This window comes from Synechococcus sp. LA31, assembly GCF_018502385.1.
GTDB lineage: Bacteria > Cyanobacteriota > Cyanobacteriia > PCC-6307 > Cyanobiaceae > Vulcanococcus.
Genome location: NZ_CP075523.1, coordinates 1,179,469 through 1,195,052, shown reverse-complemented (window position 1 = coordinate 1,195,052; position 15,584 = coordinate 1,179,469). Strand labels below are relative to the sequence as shown.

Sequence of the window (15,584 nt, the reverse complement as noted above, 5' to 3'; positions counted from 1 at the left end):
GATGACCCTCCGCCTCCTCAACCGCTGCGGCGGACCCCTGAGCGAAGTCACCACCGCCCAGATCCAGTCGCTGTCGATGGAGCAATTGGAAGCCCTCGCCGACGCCCTGTACCACTTCCAGGACCCGACCGACCTGACCAGCTGGTTGGCCCCAACACCTGACGTCTCCGCGCAAAGCAGCCCGCCTGCCACTGGCTCGCGGTCACAGCCAAGCTTCAGAACCACCCCGACACCAGAGATGACGGTCTTGGCCTCCTGCTGAGCCCCAGTGATCCAGCCGGAACGCTGCATTGAGCCGCCGATAGCCGATGGCTGTTCTTCCGCGTCAGCGCGCGCATGGGTTGCAGCCCCAATCACTGCTCTCCTTTTCTGCTCCATCCCTCCATGCCCCCCACCCCCGCCAAAACCGCCCTGATCACCGGCATCACCGGCCAAGACGGCAGCTACCTGGCGGAACTCCTGCTGGAGAAGGGCTACGTGGTGCATGGGATCAAGCGGCGGGCCAGCAGTTTCAACACCACCCGGATCGATCACCTCTATCAAGACCCGCACGAGAGCGACCCGCGCCTGGTGCTGCACTACGGCGACCTCACCGACAGCACCAACCTGATCCGGATCATCCAGCAGGTGCAGCCCGATGAGATCTATAACCTCGGCGCACAGAGTCATGTGGCCGTGAGCTTCGAGGCGCCGGAATACACCGCCAATTCCGACGCACTGGGCACCCTGCGCATCCTGGAAGCCGTGCGGATGCTCGGCCTCACCCAGAAAACTCGCATTTACCAAGCCAGCACCAGCGAGCTCTACGGCCTCGAGCTTCGAGGCGCCGGAATACACCGCCAATTCCGACGCACTGGGCACCCTGCGCATCCTGGAAGCCGTGCGGATGCTCGGCCTCACCCAGAAAACTCGCATTTACCAAGCCAGCACCAGCGAGCTCTACGGCCTCGTGCAGGAGATACCCCAGAAGGAGTCCACCCCCTTCTACCCGCGCAGCCCTTATGGGGTGGCCAAGCTCTACGCCTACTGGATCACTGTGAACTACCGCGAGGCCTATGGGATGTATGCCTGCAACGGCATCCTGTTCAATCACGAAAGCCCACGCCGCGGCGAAACCTTCGTGACCCGCAAGATCACCCGCGGCCTGGCGCGGATCGATGCGGGGCTGGAGCAGTGCTTGTTCATGGGCAACCTCGACTCCCTGCGCGACTGGGGTCACGCCCGCGACTATGTGGAGATGCAGTGGCGCATGCTCCAGCAGGACACTCCAGAAGACTTCGTAATCGCCACCGGCCGCCAGGAATCGGTGCGCCGCTTCATCGAGCTTGCCGCCGCTGAGCTGGGCTGGGGCGGCATCCAGTGGCAGGGCGATGGCCTCCACGAAACCGGCCTCCGCGCCGACACCGGCGCCACCGTGGTGCGCATCGACCCGCGCTACTTCCGCCCGGCGGAAGTGGAAACCCTGCTGGGCGACCCCACCAAAGCCCGCGAGAAGCTGGGCTGGACGTCCACCACCACCCTGGAAGAACTGGTGGCCGAGATGGTGGCGGCAGACCGGGAGGATGCCAAGAAAGAGGCCTACCTCAAGCGCAAGGGCTTCCAGGTGGTGGGCTCGATGGAAAACCCGCCCACTAACCCCGAAGTGATCGCTGCGGCACTCCAGAAGGGATGACAGAAGACATCCGCTGGCAACAGCGTTTCAGCAACTACCAAAAGGCCCTGGCTCAGCTGGAAACGTTTGCCGAGCCCCCTGCTCTCAACGAGCGGGAACAGCAAGGGCTGATCAAAGCCTTCGAAACCACCTACGAACTGGCCTGGAACACCCTGCGCGATCTGCTGCGCAGTCAGGGCAATGCTGGCCTGCTCGGCTCACGTGACACGCTGCGGGAAGCGTTCCGCTTGGGCCTGATCGAGGCCGGCGACACCTGGATGCTGATGATTCAAGACCGCAACCTCACCAGCCACACCTACAACCGCGCCACCGCTGACGCCATCGGCCAACAGATCCTCAGCCGCTACCTGCCCTGTTTCCAGCAGCTCCGCACCAGACTGGAGCAACGCCAACTGGAGGAGGGCGGATGAACGAGAGCCTGGCGGCCAATCCGATCCCTGGAATCCCGGAGCCCGCACTGCATCAGCTGTTCAGCGTGTTGCTGGCCGAATCCAACATCAAGGCCGTGTGGTTGTTCGGATCCCGGGCGATGGGTCGCTACCAGAGTGGATCCGATATCGACCTGTGCCTGGAGGGGCCTGAGATCACCCACCTGCAGCGCCTGCGCTTGATGGCGGCTGTCGATGATTTGCTCCTGCCTTGGCAGGTGGATCTGGTGCTGCGCCACGAGATGCCTCCTGAACTGGAGGACCATCTGCAGCGTGTGGGTCAGTGCCTCTGGTCGAGCCCAGCTCAAACTCCGGATTGCTGCCGCTGAAGTGTTCTTGAAACCAGCGGACGCACCAGCGAGTTGTTGTTTCAGCTCCAGCAGCTCAACAAAGGCTCAAAGCTTGTCCAGGCTTCCGTACAGGTCATACAAAAACCCGACTTCTCCACTTGAAGAGGCTTGAGCGTCGACCGCGTGGCCCCAACACGTCCTCCAGAGCGCCGTCAAATGGAGCTAGCTTGGAGTCAAATGATGTTGCTAGACCACTCCGCTCATGGCTCCTGCTGCACTGACCCCAGCGTCCAAGGCGAACCAGGAGTCTGACCTGAGCCAATCCTTCTGGCAGCGGGCCGCTGAACTCGGCGCTCTCGATGAACAGCAGCGCCTGGCTGCGATTGAGAAAGGCTGGAGCAGCGCCTGGCTAGCGGCCCTGCGCCAACACCTGCACCTGAAGACGGCTGATCTTGAACCGTTGCTGGCTCTGTCCGAGGCCACGATGGCGCGTCGTGCGCGAGAGCAGGCGGAGCTGGATCTTGTGGCCTCCGAAAGGCTGGATCGGCTGATGGAAGTGGTGAGCCTCGCTTATGCCGTGTTTGAGCAGCCAGCCAGCACGGAGGCCTGGTTGAAGACTCCCCACCCGCTGCTGCATCAAGCCAGCCCACTGCAGCACTGCCGCACCGCGATCGGTGCGGGACAGGTGCGGCGTCTCCTTCAAGCGCTGGAGCAAGGCGCACCGGTGTGAGTGAGGGTGTGATTCGGGCCTGGCGGCTGAGCAAGGCTCGCTACGCCGGCGATCTCTCCGGCCAGGGTGCAGCCCGTGACGGGCAGCGCTGGAATCAACGGGGCCAGCGGGCTGTTTATCTGGGGCTCACTCCCGAGATCACCGTTCTGGAGGTGATGGTGCATCTCAACGGTGTGCTGATCGCTCCGCTGGTGCTCAGTTGCTACGAGGTTCCCGCGGCGCCAGGCCTGATCAGCGAACCCGATCTTGATGCCTTGCCTGAAGGCTGGAATGCCATTCCCCATGGTCATGCGAGCGCCACGTTTGGTGGCGACTGGCTGCGGGATGGACAACAACTGGGCCTGGTGCTGCCTTCGGTGGTGGTGCCTCAGGCCCGCAACCTCCTGCTCAATCCCCTGCACCCGGCCATGGCGCAGGTGGCACTCGTTCACCAGGAGCCCTTTCAATTGGATGCACGGCTGAGCTGAGCAGGCCCGCAGACTTCATAGTTGATGCGCACTAAGATGCGCACCGTTGCGGGCCATGCTCGTGCGCACCACTCTCGAGTTGCCGGATCCTCTGTTTGCCCGCCTGAAGGCCCGGGCAGCCAGCGAGCGCGTCTCCCTCAAGCATCTGCTGCACAGGTATGTGGAGAAAGGCTTGAACACTCCACCATCCGAAACCACGCTGCAACGATCGGCGGCAGGCCTGCCCCGGCTGGAGCTTCCCTTCTTGAGTGAGGCAGGGCCCCTCAGCAATGCGGCACTCTTCGATCTGCTCGACGCGTGAGCACCGCCATTGATCTGCCGGATCTGAATGTTTGGCTGGCGCTGGCGAGCGCCGATCACAGCCACCACCAGCAGGCCGTGCACTATTGGGAGAAGCAGGCCGCCGAACAGGTGCTGTTCTGCACAGTGACGGCTCTTGGGCTGGTGCGTCTGGTGTGCCAGCCGAAACTGATGGGCGCAGCCGCGATGAACGCCACAGAAGCTTCGGAGCTGCTGCAGGCGTTCTGCCGGCAGCCTGGGGTGAGCATGGCGAGGCCGGAGCACGATGGCTTTGAGGTGTTTCACCAGCTGCTGCGCAGTAAGGATCTGCCCACCAGGCTCTGCACTGATGCCTACCTGGCGGCTCTGGCGATGGCCAATGGATGGAGGCTGGTGAGTTTTGATCGGGATTTCGAGCGTTTCAAGGGCCTGCAGTGGCTCCAACCTGCATGACCTGCCTCATCACCCCCGCCGATCGGATCTACGTGGCCGGCCACCGCGGTATGGCCGGCAGCGCCATCTGCCGCGCCCTCGAGCGCGCCGGCTACCACCAACTCCTCACCGCCAGCCGCGCTGAGCTCGACTTGCTCGATGGCCCTGCGGTGGAAGCCTGGTTCGCCAAACACCAACCCACGGTGGTGGTTCTCGCCGCAGCCAAGGTGGGCGGCATCCAGGCCAACAGCAGCTACCCGGCGGACTTCCTGCTGGAGAACCTCAAGATCCAGACCCATGTGATCGAAACGGGCTGGCGCACTGGGGTGCGGCGGCTGTTGTTTCTGGGCAGCAGCTGCATCTACCCGAAGTTCGCGGAGCAGCCGATCCGGGAAGAGGCGCTGCTCACCGGAGCGCTGGAGCCCACCAATGAGTGGTATGTGATCGCCAAGATCGCCGGGATCAAGCTGTGCGAGGCACTGCGCATTCAGCACGGCTTTGATGCGATCAGCCTCATGCCCACCAACCTCTATGGGCCGGGCGATAACTACCACCCCACCAACAGCCATGTGCTGCCGGCGCTGATCCGCCGCTTCCATGAGGCTGCGGAATCCAACACCCCGAGCGTGACCTGCTGGGGCACCGGCTCACCGCTGCGCGAGTTCGTTCATGTGGACGACCTCGGCGAAGCCTGCGTGTTTGCCCTGGAGCACTGGAGCCCAGCCCCGGGTGAGCTCACCTATCTGAATGTGGGCACCGGCGTGGACCTGAGCATCCGCGAGCTGGCGAAGGCGGTGGCCACCGCCACGGGCTACCAAGGCGCGATCGAATGGGATAGCAGCAAACCCGATGGCACCCCCAAGAAACAACTGGACGTGAGCCGCCTGGCGGCGTTGGGTTGGCTTGCCCGGATTCCTCTGGCGGAAGGCCTGGCGAGCACGGTGGCGCTGTTCCGCAAGGAGCTGGCGCAGCAGCTGGTGCGACTTTGATCTGGTCTGGCTACGGTGGCTACGAGATCAATCGCTTTGACCGACGCAAGAAAAACGATGAACCCGGCCGAGAGTCACGGCACCCATCAGCCCGTTGGTCCAACCTTTACTTACTCGCGTGAATCAGATGGTCGTTTTTGGGGATATCTGAATAGCTATTCCGACCACTGGACTCAGGGTGATGATCTGGAATACCTGAAGGAGCAGTTTCTTGATCTCTATCGCGAGTTTGCAAAAGATGATCTTCCTGGCATTCGCAGAATGGATCAGCTTGTGGTCGCTTGAAGCGAACTGATCTGATCCGCGAGCTTGGAGCAAGCAGGCTGCGTTCTGCTGCGCCACGGTGGGCGCCATTACATTTTTCATCAGCCTCGAACTCGTCGGACACAACCAGTTCCCAGGCACTGAGAGATCAACGAAATCCTGGCGAAAAAAATTCTTCGCGATCTCGTGGGCTCAATTTGCTTAAAGCGTGTTGCTGGAGGCAATTCTCAGCGGGTTCGTTAGCGCTTCTTTTGAGCAAGCTTTCAGCTTGGATACCAACACATGCACGTAGCCAGTTCAAGCTTCTGTGGAGACCGTACAGAACTCTGTTGACTGCGTTGCGAGTGCTTGATCGGAGTGATCGCCGCTGATGACTCGCCAGCGCCCCAGGCCTGATTGGCGCGCTACTTCCCTGATCAGCCGCTGTGGCCCCCCTAAACGAAGCCGCAACAGCTAAGATCCAGGCGCCCGCTGGAGCGCCTGGAAGCCCAAGCAGATGACCTGCTCGACTTCCATGGCCCGACAGACCTGACCACTTGGCTTTCGGCGATAGTCAAGCTTCAGAACGGCCCCGGCACCAGATGATGACGGGCTTGGCCTTCTGCTGAGCCCCAGTGCTCCAGCCGGAACGCTGCATTGAGCCGCCGCTGGCCGAAGACCGTTCTGCAGCATCAGTTCGCGCATGGGTTGCAGCCCAGATCAGTGCCCTTCTTGACCAACACCCAATGTGCGGAATCGTCGCCCTCGTGGGCTCCCAGGAAGCGGCCCCCCTGCTGCTGGAGGGTTTGCGTCAGCTGGAATACCGCGGCTATGACTCGGCCGGCATCGCCACGGTGAACGGTGAGCGGCAGCTGAGCTGCCTGCGGGCAGAAGGGAAGTTGGTGAACCTCACCCAGCGATTTGAGGCCCAGGGCGCGGTGGGTCAATGCGGCATCGGCCACACCCGCTGGGCGACGCACGGCAAACCAGAAGAGCGCAACGCCCACCCGCACCTCGATAGCCCTGGCCGGGTGGCAGTGGTGCAGAACGGCATCATTGAGAACTACCGCACGCTCAGGGAAGAGCTGCAGGCAGAAGGGGTGGTGTTCCGCTCCGAGACGGATACCGAAGTGATCCCCCACCTGCTGAGCCGTGAGCTGGGCCGGCTGGTGGCGGCCGGTGGCAAGCCGAGCGGGGCACTGCTGCTGCAGGCGGTGCAGGCCGTGTTGCCGCGGTTGCATGGGGCCTATGCGCTGGCGGTGGTGTGGGCGGAGTTGCCTGGCGCCCTGGTGGTGGCCCGTAAGGCAGCACCGCTGTTGATCGGCCTGGGAGAAGGCGAATTCCTCTGCGCCAGCGACACCCCTGCCCTGGCGGGATTCACGCGCACGATTCTGCCGCTGGAAGACGGCGAAGTGGCACTGCTCACCCCCCTGGGGATCGAGCTCTATGACGCTGCCGGTGATCGGGTGCAGCGCACACCGAGCCTGCTGAGCGGCACTGAGCACGTGGCGGACAAGCGCAGCTTCCGCCACTTCATGCTGAAGGAGATCCACGAGCAACCGGAAACGGCGGCGCTGTGGGTGGCGCGGCATTTGCCCGAGAGCGGTGGCCTCGTGGCGCTGCCCCTCGACGAGCGGGTTTACGAGGGTGTGGAGCGGATCCAGATCCTGGCCTGCGGCACCAGCCGCCATGCGGCGCAGGTGGGGGCGTATCTGCTGGAGCAGCTCGCCGGGATTCCCACGAGCGTGTTTTACGCCAGTGAATTCCGCTATGCGCCGCCGCCGCTGGGGCCGAACACGCTCACGATCGGCGTGACTCAATCGGGCGAAACGGCCGACACGCTGGCGGCGCTGGCGATGGAGCAGGAGCGGCGCCGCGCCGTAGCCGATCCGGCCTATGCGCCGCGGCTGCTCGGGATCACCAACCGCCCGGAGAGCTCCCTGGGCCGACTGGTGGATCAGATCCTCGACATCGGTGCTGGCATCGAGGTGGTGGTGGCTGCGACGAAAACGTTCCTGGGGCAGCTGCTGGCGTTTTACGGATTGGCGCTGGCCTTTGCTGAACGCCGCGGAGGCGGTGCCACGGGCCACGGGCCCGAGCAGCTCCGCCAGCTGGCGGCTGGCCTGCGGGCCCTACCGGCACAGCTGCGGGAACTGGTGGATGACCATGACCGCCGCTGTGAGCAGATGGCGCACCTGTTTGCCGACACGCAAGACGTGATCTTCCTGGGGCGCGGCATCAACTATCCGATCGCGCTTGAGGGTGCCTTGAAGCTCAAGGAGATCAGCTACATCCACGCCGAGGGCTATCCGGCAGGTGAGATGAAGCACGGCCCGATTGCGCTGCTGGATGCGCGGGTGCCGGTGGTGTCGATCGCGGTGCCGGGCACGGTGTTCGACAAGGTGCTCAGCAATGCCCAGGAGGCCAAGGCTCGCGATGCACAGCTGATCGGCGTGGCGCCGGAGTGCGCCGATGCGGAGCTGTTCGACACGCTGCTGCCGGTTCCGACAGTGGATGAGCTGCTCAGCCCACTGCTAACGGTGATTCCGATGCAGCTGCTGAGCTATCACATCGCCGCCCACCGGGGGCTGGATGTGGATCAGCCGCGGAACCTGGCGAAGAGCGTCACCGTGGAGTGACCTGAACCATGTACAAAATCCTGATTACGGGCGGCGCAGGCTTCATCGGCAGTCACACCTGCCTGGTGCTGCTGGAGGCAGGCCATTCGCTGGTGGTGCTCGACAACTACGCCAACAGCTCCCCGGAAGCGCTGCGACGCGTGATGCAGCTGGCGGGACCAGGGGCCGAGGGCCGCCTGCAGGTGATCGAAGGCGACATCCGCCGCAGCGCCGATCTGGAACGGGCCTTTGCCGCGGGTGCCTCTACAGGAGCCGGACTAGACGCGGTGATTCACTTCGCTGGCCTCAAAGCCGTGGGGGAATCGGTGGCCGAACCGCTTCGCTACTGGGATGTGAATGTGAGTGGCAGCCAACACCTACTGGCGGCCATGGCCGCCCACGGCTGCCGCACGCTGGTGTTCAGCAGCAGCGCCACCCTTTACGGCTACCCCGAGACGGTGCCCATCCCTGAAAGCGCACCGATCCAACCGATCAATCCCTACGGCTACACCAAAGCAGCGGTAGAGCAGATGCTCCGTGATGTCGCCGCCAGCGAGCCGGGTTGGCGCATCGCCTCCCTGCGTTACTTCAACCCGGTAGGAGCCCATCCCAGTGGCCGCATCGGCGAAGACCCCAACGGCATTCCCAACAACCTCTTCCCCTTCATCAGCCAGGTGGCCGTGGGCCGGCGCGAGCAGGTGCAGGTGTTCGGTGGCGACTGGCCCACCACCGATGGCAGCGGTGTTCGCGATTACATCCATGTGATGGATCTGGCGGAAGGCCACCTAGCCGCCCTGAAGGCCTTGCTGAGCGGCGGCGATCAGCTGCTGCAGCTCAATCTCGGCAGCGGGCAGGGTCACTCGGTGCTGGAGGTGATCGAGGCCTTTGCCCGTGCCTGCGGCCATGCCATCCCTTACGTGATCACACAACGGCGCAGCGGTGATGCCGCGATCACCGTGGCCGACCCCACTGAAGCCAAACAACAGCTGGGCTGGCAAACCAGGCGCAACCTCGACGACATGTGCAAAGACGGTTGGCACTGGCAACATGCCAATCCGAACGGCTACACCTCCGTTAGAACCTCCTACTGAATGACCTGGTGAGAAAACACACCTAGCGAGATTTAGCGTCTGGTGCAGGAGCTGCCTTAGAAAGAGTTCAAAGCTGTTTTATCCGCGTAGCCCCTACGGCGTGGCGAAGCTCTACGCTTCCTGAATCACGGAGGACTACCTTGAGGCCTGCGAAATGTATGCCTGCAACGGCATCATAATCAATTATGAGAGCCCGCACCGAGCTTACACCTTTTGACGTGCAAGATCATGCGCGGCCTTGCGCAGGTGGATGCTGGGCTTGACGACTTCCTTACCACGGGCAATCGCGACTCGCCTCTCGACTGCGACCACCCCGCAACAAAGCTATCATTCCAAAATGAGTCAGACTTCTCGAGACATGACTATAGCAATTCTTACTTGCACATTTAATCGTGCCGATAAACTTATAAGATGCTTCAATAGCCTTGAACAACAAACTGACCATGGCTTCTGTTGGTATATTATTGACGATGGATCGCATGACAATACCTTTGAAGTGGTCAACGATTTCAAAGAAATTTCGAGCTTTAGAATTGTATTCCATAAGCAAGCCACAAACAATGGCAAGCACTCATGCCTAAATATTGGGTATCAGCTAATCCAAGAGACCTGGACCCTGATACTCGATAGTGATGATATGCTGGCAAAAGACTGCATTGCTAAGTTAAAAGAAGCCGCAAGCACTAAAGACTTTCGAAGTGATTCAATATCATTTTTGCGCATGGATTATTTAAGTCGCAAAATAATCGGAACGATGAATATTGAAAATCATACTAACTATATTCAGAGACTAAACTCTCCGGTATCAGGCGATAAAGCTGGAATGCATCTAACAGCTAAAGCAAAAAAGTTTAGCTTTCCTGTCTTTCCCGGAGAAACATTTATGTCAGAGATGCCATTTTTCTTATGGTTTGGTACACGGTTTAAGACAAAGTTCATCAACTATCCTGGCTACATATGCGAATACCAAAGTGATGGCCTTAGCTCTAAGATAACCAATTCTAGGCATGCCTGTCCAAAGTCAACTAACTTTGTCTACTCATGTATCGCCAATACTAAAGAGATTTCTCTTCGTTCAAGATTAAAGGCATTGATAAATCTTGTAAGATTCAGTGACGATATCAGCAGTCTAAACTCATCAACTTTTCGAGCTATTGCATTATGTTTACTTCCTATTGCCAGGTATTATCGGAAATTCGAAAAACGGAGAATTGGGCTTGAATCTTAAAAAAGACCATGTTTTTATATTTATCCTAACTATTCTTATTTATACGACCGTACCAATAGGATTTGACCTATATTGGCATGCAAACATTAGTGCTTCTTGCAAATACATTGACTCCGCCACAGAGTTAAATAATATTATATTTGCGAGGTACTTTTTGTTCTCGCTGTTTTTAGGGTTTACAAACTGCATCGGATATCTACCTCCAGTTATTACAATAGCATTTATAGCGTTTATTCCCATTAGCACTGTTTGGGACTCGTACACGCAGGATATTACCCAATCATCAACTCTCTCAAAGTTGTATCTCATTAGCTGCCCTTTGTTGCTGTTTTATCATTCATCTATTAATCTTTGCTTGCTGTATTTAACTGCATACTATCTTTGCAGCAAGAAATTCTTAGTTGTAGGCATTCTGCTGACGCCATTTGGGCTTGTATTCCACTTGATCATGAGCATACTAATTCCCAAGTATAGAATTAATCTTAGATTAGTCTTGCTTATATCTGGACTATTCTTGCTATTGGCCATCATGCTGGATAGTACAGGTTTTTACTCTGAAGCAATTATCTTGCGGTCTGAAAACAATCTTGATTTTGAAGCTCTTTATAATTTTACTTCGGTCAAAGGCAGATATTTAGCCGCTATCATTACTGCATTCTTATTATATCCTCTAGCAAAGATAATCAAGTTCTTATATAATGATAACAGGTATACTCAACACCTGGAGGTACGTCGTTATGGCGTTACCCAAACGAATCTTAAGCCACTTTCTACGAATTTAGTCAAGATTATTTGGCTAAATCTGCTAATATTCTTGTTTTTTATCACAGCTCTGTTTGGCAAGCTTAACTTTATCCAATCTCTCTTTTATCCTTCAAAGGTCAGCATGTTTAGAAAGGCATGGATAGACCCCACCTTAAAAACTAGCAACACTCTTTATGAGCGATACTATTACTTTAAGTAACACTATGAATATACTTTATCTAATCACTGGAATGGGTTTAGGCGGCGCTGAAAAATGTGTAGCAGATTTGGCAGATCAATTTACCCAAAGAGGCCACAATGTACATGTCATATACATGACAGGAAGACTATTAACAAAGCCACATTCAGCAGCAATCAAAATATATTCACTTGAAATGAGTAGAAATCCCTACTCAATTATGAGAGCCATCCTGAGATACTGTATTATTTGCCACAAAGCCAAGCCGACAGTAATCCATTCACATATGTACCATGCTAATATATTTTCACGGCTTACAAGATTCTTGGTTCCTAAGGTCAAACTGATCAATACTGCACACAGCTGTAACGAGGGCGGCGCTCTAAGGATGCTTGCGTATAATCTCACAAACTGTCTGTGTGACACTTTTACAATTGTTAGCCAAGCTGCTAAACAGTCATTTGTTGAAAAAAAAGCCGCCAGTAATAACCAGCTGATTGTAGTGCCAAATTTCATTATTCAGACATATACAAAAAGAAACATACAAAAAAGGGACAAAGTGAATTTCCTGACAGCCGGAACTAACAATAGTGCTAAAGACTACCCTACGCTGCTTAGGTCTATTCAGATTCTTCGTGAGTTAGGCGTCACCAATGTCCATTTTACAATAGTAGGTACAGAAGTCAAAAAACTTCTGAATCTAGCTCAACAATTGACTATCACAGACATGGTGTCTTTGGAGGGGTATTGTAATGATCTGAAAGATTTGATGGCTAAATCAGATGCATATGTCTCTTCTTCTTGGTTTGAGGGCATGCCGTTAGCCGTGGGGGAAGCAATGTCAGCTGGGCTCCCAGTAGTAGTGACAAATGCAGGAGGGACGTCCGAGTGGGGAATGGAGGATAACTGGATTGTACCCATAGGGAGACCAAATGATCTAGCCCAAAAGATCTTACAATTTATCAGTCTTGATATAGAATCCGTCCAACAGATCTCAGACAAGAACAGAATTACGATTTCAAATCTCTTTTCCGAAGCTGCTATACTCCCTCAGTGGTTAAGTCTATATAAATGAAGAAGATTCTCATCGTAACTTCCGTAAGCACGACACTAGCCTTGATTCTAAAAGACCAGCCAAGCTACTTATCAAACTACTTTGACGTTTCTACAGCATCTGGTCATGACCCACTCTGCGACCATCTTATATCTGATGCTCGAACAACTCATTACTTCCTCCCAATTAGACGCAAGTTTTCACCACTGAATGACGTATTTGCTATATTAGGCATGATTATACTTATCAAACAGCTGAAGATTAATATTATTCACTCATATACGCCAAAAGCAGGCTTAATATCAAGCATTGGAGGTTTTCTTTCTAAAGTTCCCGTACGCATCCATACATTTACTGGACTACACTTTCCCTATACTTCTTCACCGGTCAAGTATCTTTATCTTATTCACGACTGGTTAATCTGTAGATTTGCAACCACTGTACTTGCTGAAAGCAAGGGCGTTTCTAGGGACCTTTACAGTGCAAGATTATTAAATAATCCCCCAAGAGTTCTTGGAAACGGCAGCATTGTCGGTGTTGACTGTGAGCACTTCTCACCATACATAACTACACTCCGCAATGACTATCAATCAAGTCATGATACCCCGTTAAAATTTATCTATTGTGGACGAGTCCACAAGGACAAAGGAATTCATGACCTTCTCAGAGTATTTACATCTCATCTCATTAACTCTTCTCTCACTATTATTGGGCCCAACGAATCTGATCTTGACTTCACAAAGGAGCCTTTCTGTTCAAACCAGAAGATTACGTATCTGGGCATGCAACAAGATGTGAGGCCATATCTACTAGACTCTGACGTATTTATCCTACCAAGCTATAGAGAAGGATTTCCTAACGTTCTTCTCGAAGCATCATCAATGGAGCTTCCAATAGTGAGTAGCGCTGTGAGCGGCGCAGAAGACCTGATTACAAATGACTATAACGGATGGCTATTTAGCCCCAGAGACATCGATAAAATGTTCCAACTAATACAACGAATTGAGACGATACCACGCATGCGACTAAAACAAATGGGAAAAAATGCACGCAAGAGAGTTCTAGAATTATACAATCAACAATCCGTAAGATCTCACCTCATCAGCTTCTACTCCTTATTTTAACATCATGTGCGGAATTCTTTTTGTCGATGATAGTAACAAGACTTTCACGAAGAGCCACCTTTCCAGTGCGCTTCACCGCCAAACCTGGCGCGGTCCAGACAATACAGGAGAAGCTATCTTTAACGAAGGAAGAGTCTATTTGGGGCATAACCGCCTCTCGATTATTGCACCTGAGCCAACAGCCAATCAGCCGATGCAAACCGACCGATATGCAATTATATTCAATGGGGAAATCTATAACTACAAATATCTACAAAATCATCTTCGCCTTGAATGCAGTCTTGACTCAGATACTGAGGTCCTCCTGAGAGGATTTGAAATGATTGGAGTAAGCATATTTCCCCTGCTCGAAGGTATGTTTGCCCTTGTTATATATGACAAGCTCAAAAATACTTGGCATGTCGCTCGTGACCATGCCGGAATAAAGCCACTATTCTATCACCAGACAAAACAACTAACAGTATTTGCCTCCGAACCTTCTGCTATAAATAACTTGATATCATCATCGATCGATTACTCATCCATTGAAGAGTGGAAGCTTGTTCGGAGACCAGCTATTGGCTATACTTTCTTCGAAGATATATTTGAGTTCCCTTGCGCTTCGTATAAGTCTTCTTACGATAGCAACCCAACGAAATATTGGTCCCCCTCCGAATCAAGCGTATTACTTACTACAGAGTCATACTCGCGAGAGATAGCCTCTGCAGTCAATTCCCACCTTGTAGGAGACTGTGCATATACAACGTTACTTAGTGGAGGTCTAGATAGTGCTGTTATTACCAAAATAGCAAATCCATCCATGGCGTATACTGTGGGCCTCGATACTAACAATGAATTTAGCGAAGCCTATGACACTGCAGTGGTAGTTGGCTGCGATCTCAAACAAGTCTGCATTACCATTGATCAATTAAATGAGAATTGGAAATACCTTACCCAGCTAAGAGGCGAGCCACTTTCCCTTCCTAATGAAGCTCTTATATATGAAGTATGTCGGGCTACTCAGCCAGAACAAAAAATCATTCTCTCTGGAGAAGGAGCAGACGAGACACTACTAGGCTATTCACGTATATTCGAATGGGCTGACAATATTAGTGACTTCACCCCTGTTGATTTCTTGCTGAGGTATGGATATTGTAACAAAATCCATGAGCCAAAACTTGGCAGACTCATTGACTATATAATAAAACTGAAAGATGGTAAAACACCATTCGAGTTTGTAGAAGACTTCTTTTTAGGCTTCCACTTACCCTGTCTATTAAGAAGGATGGACTTTGCTTCCATGGCAGCATCTAAAGAAGTCCGGGTTCCATTTGTCAGCAAAAGACTTATAAGCTTATGCTACCGTCAAAACGTTGAACTTCGCATGGGAAAAAATTATATTAATCCCAAAAAGCCATTAAGAGAGCTGTCGAGGAATCTAGGACTCGTTGGAGCAAGTCGTCGTAAAAAGATCGGCTTCGAAGCCTCCTCCCATCGATCAACTCCAAAATCTGTATCCTACAGTGCCTTTCAGTCCTCTACGCTGAGTCATTTCTTAAAATGATTATTGGTTACACAGCCGGTGTCTTTGATCTCTTCCACGTTGGCCATGTGAACTTACTGAGAAATGCAAAAATGCTTTGCGATAGACTAATCGTAGCAGTATCAACAAATGAGCTCGTAAAGTACAAGAATAAGCAACCTGTAATCGACTTTAATGATCGGGTTGAAGTTGTTAAGGCCTGCTGTTACGTGGATCTCGTGGTTCCACAGCATGATCTTTGCAAGATCAAAGCGCATGACAGATATAAATTCAATACTTTGTTTGTAGGCGACGACTGGCTTGGTACTCCTGAGTGGAAGAATTACGAAGAAAGACTTCTGGAAAGATCTGTCCAGACAATTTACTTTCCCTACACAAAGTCAGTTTCATCTACTTTAATTAATCAGATCTTAACCGAACGAAGAACATGATATAAGCTCCTTGAACGTATCCACAAATCCTGCCAGAACCCTC

The 15,584-nt window shown here is 54.1% G+C and carries 17 protein-coding genes and 2 pseudogenes; all 19 read left to right on the top strand.

Going from position 1 to position 15,584, the window contains the following annotated elements; genetic code table 11:
• Position 1 precedes the first annotated feature (1 nt).
• The 19 genes and pseudogenes from KJJ24_RS06455 (at position 2) to KJJ24_RS15075 (ending at position 15,541) form a co-directional block, all read left to right on the top strand.
• On the top strand, positions 2-262 hold the full coding sequence (locus KJJ24_RS06455; protein WP_214342717.1) for a DUF4351 domain-containing protein: 261 nt from the start codon (positions 2-4) through the stop codon (positions 260-262).
• 122 nt (positions 263-384) lie between these two features.
• Positions 385-813: pseudogene (locus KJJ24_RS15145) on the top strand (GDP-mannose 4,6-dehydratase); the annotation flags it as partial.
• Between the two features lies 1 nt (position 814).
• Positions 815-1,672: pseudogene (locus KJJ24_RS14930) on the top strand (GDP-mannose 4,6-dehydratase); the annotation flags it as partial.
• The gene (locus tag KJJ24_RS06440) at positions 1,669-2,082 is read left to right on the top strand and encodes a nucleotidyltransferase substrate binding protein (RefSeq protein ID WP_214342708.1); all 414 of its coding nucleotides are present in this window, start codon (positions 1,669-1,671) and stop codon (positions 2,080-2,082) included. The pseudogene KJJ24_RS14930 and the gene KJJ24_RS06440, both read left to right, overlap by 4 nt.
• Positions 2,079-2,429, top strand: coding sequence for a nucleotidyltransferase family protein (locus KJJ24_RS06435; protein WP_214342705.1), 351 nt, complete (start codon positions 2,079-2,081; stop codon positions 2,427-2,429). Before KJJ24_RS06440 ends, KJJ24_RS06435 begins: the two co-directional genes overlap by 4 nt.
• 223 nt (positions 2,430-2,652) lie before the next feature.
• Positions 2,653-3,120 (top strand): antitoxin Xre/MbcA/ParS toxin-binding domain-containing protein, encoded by a 468-nt coding sequence (locus KJJ24_RS06430; protein WP_214342703.1) that lies wholly within the window; start codon positions 2,653-2,655, stop codon positions 3,118-3,120.
• Positions 3,121-3,128: 8 nt separating this feature from the next.
• Entirely contained in the window at positions 3,129-3,587 is a 459-nt protein-coding gene (locus KJJ24_RS06425; protein WP_214342700.1) for an RES family NAD+ phosphorylase, read from the top strand.
• Positions 3,588-3,642: 55 nt separating this feature from the next.
• The gene (locus KJJ24_RS06420; RefSeq protein ID WP_371811788.1) at positions 3,643-3,888 is read left to right on the top strand and encodes a hypothetical protein; all 246 of its coding nucleotides are present in this window, start codon (positions 3,643-3,645) and stop codon (positions 3,886-3,888) included.
• On the top strand, positions 3,885-4,319 hold the full coding sequence (locus KJJ24_RS06415) for a TA system VapC family ribonuclease toxin (RefSeq protein ID WP_214342694.1): 435 nt from the start codon (positions 3,885-3,887) through the stop codon (positions 4,317-4,319). Before KJJ24_RS06420 ends, KJJ24_RS06415 begins: the two co-directional genes overlap by 4 nt.
• On the top strand, positions 4,316-5,287 hold the full coding sequence (locus KJJ24_RS06410) for a GDP-L-fucose synthase (RefSeq protein WP_214342691.1): 972 nt from the start codon (positions 4,316-4,318) through the stop codon (positions 5,285-5,287). Before KJJ24_RS06415 ends, KJJ24_RS06410 begins: the two co-directional genes overlap by 4 nt.
• 36 nt (positions 5,288-5,323) lie before the next feature.
• On the top strand, positions 5,324-5,572 hold the full coding sequence (locus tag KJJ24_RS06405) for a type II toxin-antitoxin system HicB family antitoxin (RefSeq protein ID WP_250544962.1): 249 nt from the start codon (positions 5,324-5,326) through the stop codon (positions 5,570-5,572).
• 24 nt (positions 5,573-5,596) lie between these two features.
• Positions 5,597-5,695, top strand: coding sequence for a type II toxin-antitoxin system HicA family toxin (locus KJJ24_RS15140; protein WP_371811787.1), 99 nt, complete (start codon positions 5,597-5,599; stop codon positions 5,693-5,695).
• A gap of 581 nt (positions 5,696-6,276) precedes the next feature.
• On the top strand, positions 6,277-8,169 hold the full coding sequence (gene glmS / locus KJJ24_RS06395; RefSeq protein ID WP_214342679.1) for a glutamine--fructose-6-phosphate transaminase (isomerizing): 1,893 nt from the start codon (positions 6,277-6,279) through the stop codon (positions 8,167-8,169).
• An 8-nt stretch (positions 8,170-8,177) separates the two neighbouring features.
• Complete coding sequence (gene galE, locus KJJ24_RS06390; protein WP_214342666.1) at positions 8,178-9,239, top strand: UDP-glucose 4-epimerase GalE; 1,062 nt, start codon at positions 8,178-8,180, stop codon at positions 9,237-9,239.
• 250 nt (positions 9,240-9,489) lie between these two features.
• Positions 9,490-10,467, top strand: coding sequence for a glycosyltransferase family A protein (locus tag KJJ24_RS06385; protein ID WP_214342663.1), 978 nt, complete (start codon positions 9,490-9,492; stop codon positions 10,465-10,467).
• A 938-nt stretch (positions 10,468-11,405) separates the two neighbouring features.
• Entirely contained in the window at positions 11,406-12,485 is a 1,080-nt protein-coding gene (locus KJJ24_RS06380) for a glycosyltransferase (protein ID WP_214342650.1), read from the top strand.
• On the top strand, positions 12,482-13,588 hold the full coding sequence (locus KJJ24_RS06375; protein WP_214342648.1) for a glycosyltransferase: 1,107 nt from the start codon (positions 12,482-12,484) through the stop codon (positions 13,586-13,588). The genes KJJ24_RS06380 and KJJ24_RS06375 overlap by 4 nt, the downstream gene beginning before the upstream one ends.
• Positions 13,589-13,592: 4 nt before the next feature.
• Positions 13,593-15,131 (top strand): asparagine synthetase B, encoded by a 1,539-nt coding sequence (locus tag KJJ24_RS06370; protein ID WP_214342646.1) that lies wholly within the window; start codon positions 13,593-13,595, stop codon positions 15,129-15,131.
• Positions 15,128-15,541, top strand: coding sequence for an adenylyltransferase/cytidyltransferase family protein (locus KJJ24_RS15075; protein ID WP_214342644.1), 414 nt, complete (start codon positions 15,128-15,130; stop codon positions 15,539-15,541). Before KJJ24_RS06370 ends, KJJ24_RS15075 begins: the two co-directional genes overlap by 4 nt.
• Positions 15,542-15,584: the final 43 nt, after the last annotated feature.

Excerpts from the sequence above, each read along its gene's own strand:
- KJJ24_RS06455 (WP_214342717.1), top strand. The coding sequence starts at position 2 with ATGACCCTCCGCCTCCTCAACCGCTGCGGCGGACCCCTGAGCGAAGTC.
- KJJ24_RS06440 (WP_214342708.1), top strand. The coding sequence starts at position 1,669 with ATGACAGAAGACATCCGCTGGCAACAGCGTTTCAGCAACTACCAAAAG.
- KJJ24_RS06435 (WP_214342705.1), top strand. The coding sequence starts at position 2,079 with ATGAACGAGAGCCTGGCGGCCAATCCGATCCCTGGAATCCCGGAGCCC.
- KJJ24_RS06430 (WP_214342703.1), top strand. The coding sequence starts at position 2,653 with ATGGCTCCTGCTGCACTGACCCCAGCGTCCAAGGCGAACCAGGAGTCT.
- KJJ24_RS06420 (WP_371811788.1), top strand. The coding sequence starts at position 3,643 with ATGCTCGTGCGCACCACTCTCGAGTTGCCGGATCCTCTGTTTGCCCGC.
- KJJ24_RS06410 (WP_214342691.1), top strand. The coding sequence starts at position 4,316 with ATGACCTGCCTCATCACCCCCGCCGATCGGATCTACGTGGCCGGCCAC.
- glmS (WP_214342679.1), top strand. The coding sequence starts at position 6,277 with ATGTGCGGAATCGTCGCCCTCGTGGGCTCCCAGGAAGCGGCCCCCCTG.
- galE (WP_214342666.1), top strand. The coding sequence starts at position 8,178 with ATGTACAAAATCCTGATTACGGGCGGCGCAGGCTTCATCGGCAGTCAC.
- KJJ24_RS06385 (WP_214342663.1), top strand. The coding sequence starts at position 9,490 with ATGCTGGGCTTGACGACTTCCTTACCACGGGCAATCGCGACTCGCCTC.
- KJJ24_RS06380 (WP_214342650.1), top strand. The coding sequence starts at position 11,406 with ATGAGCGATACTATTACTTTAAGTAACACTATGAATATACTTTATCTA.
- KJJ24_RS06375 (WP_214342648.1), top strand. The coding sequence starts at position 12,482 with ATGAAGAAGATTCTCATCGTAACTTCCGTAAGCACGACACTAGCCTTG.
- KJJ24_RS06370 (WP_214342646.1), top strand. The coding sequence starts at position 13,593 with ATGTGCGGAATTCTTTTTGTCGATGATAGTAACAAGACTTTCACGAAG.
- KJJ24_RS15075 (WP_214342644.1), top strand. The coding sequence starts at position 15,128 with ATGATTATTGGTTACACAGCCGGTGTCTTTGATCTCTTCCACGTTGGC.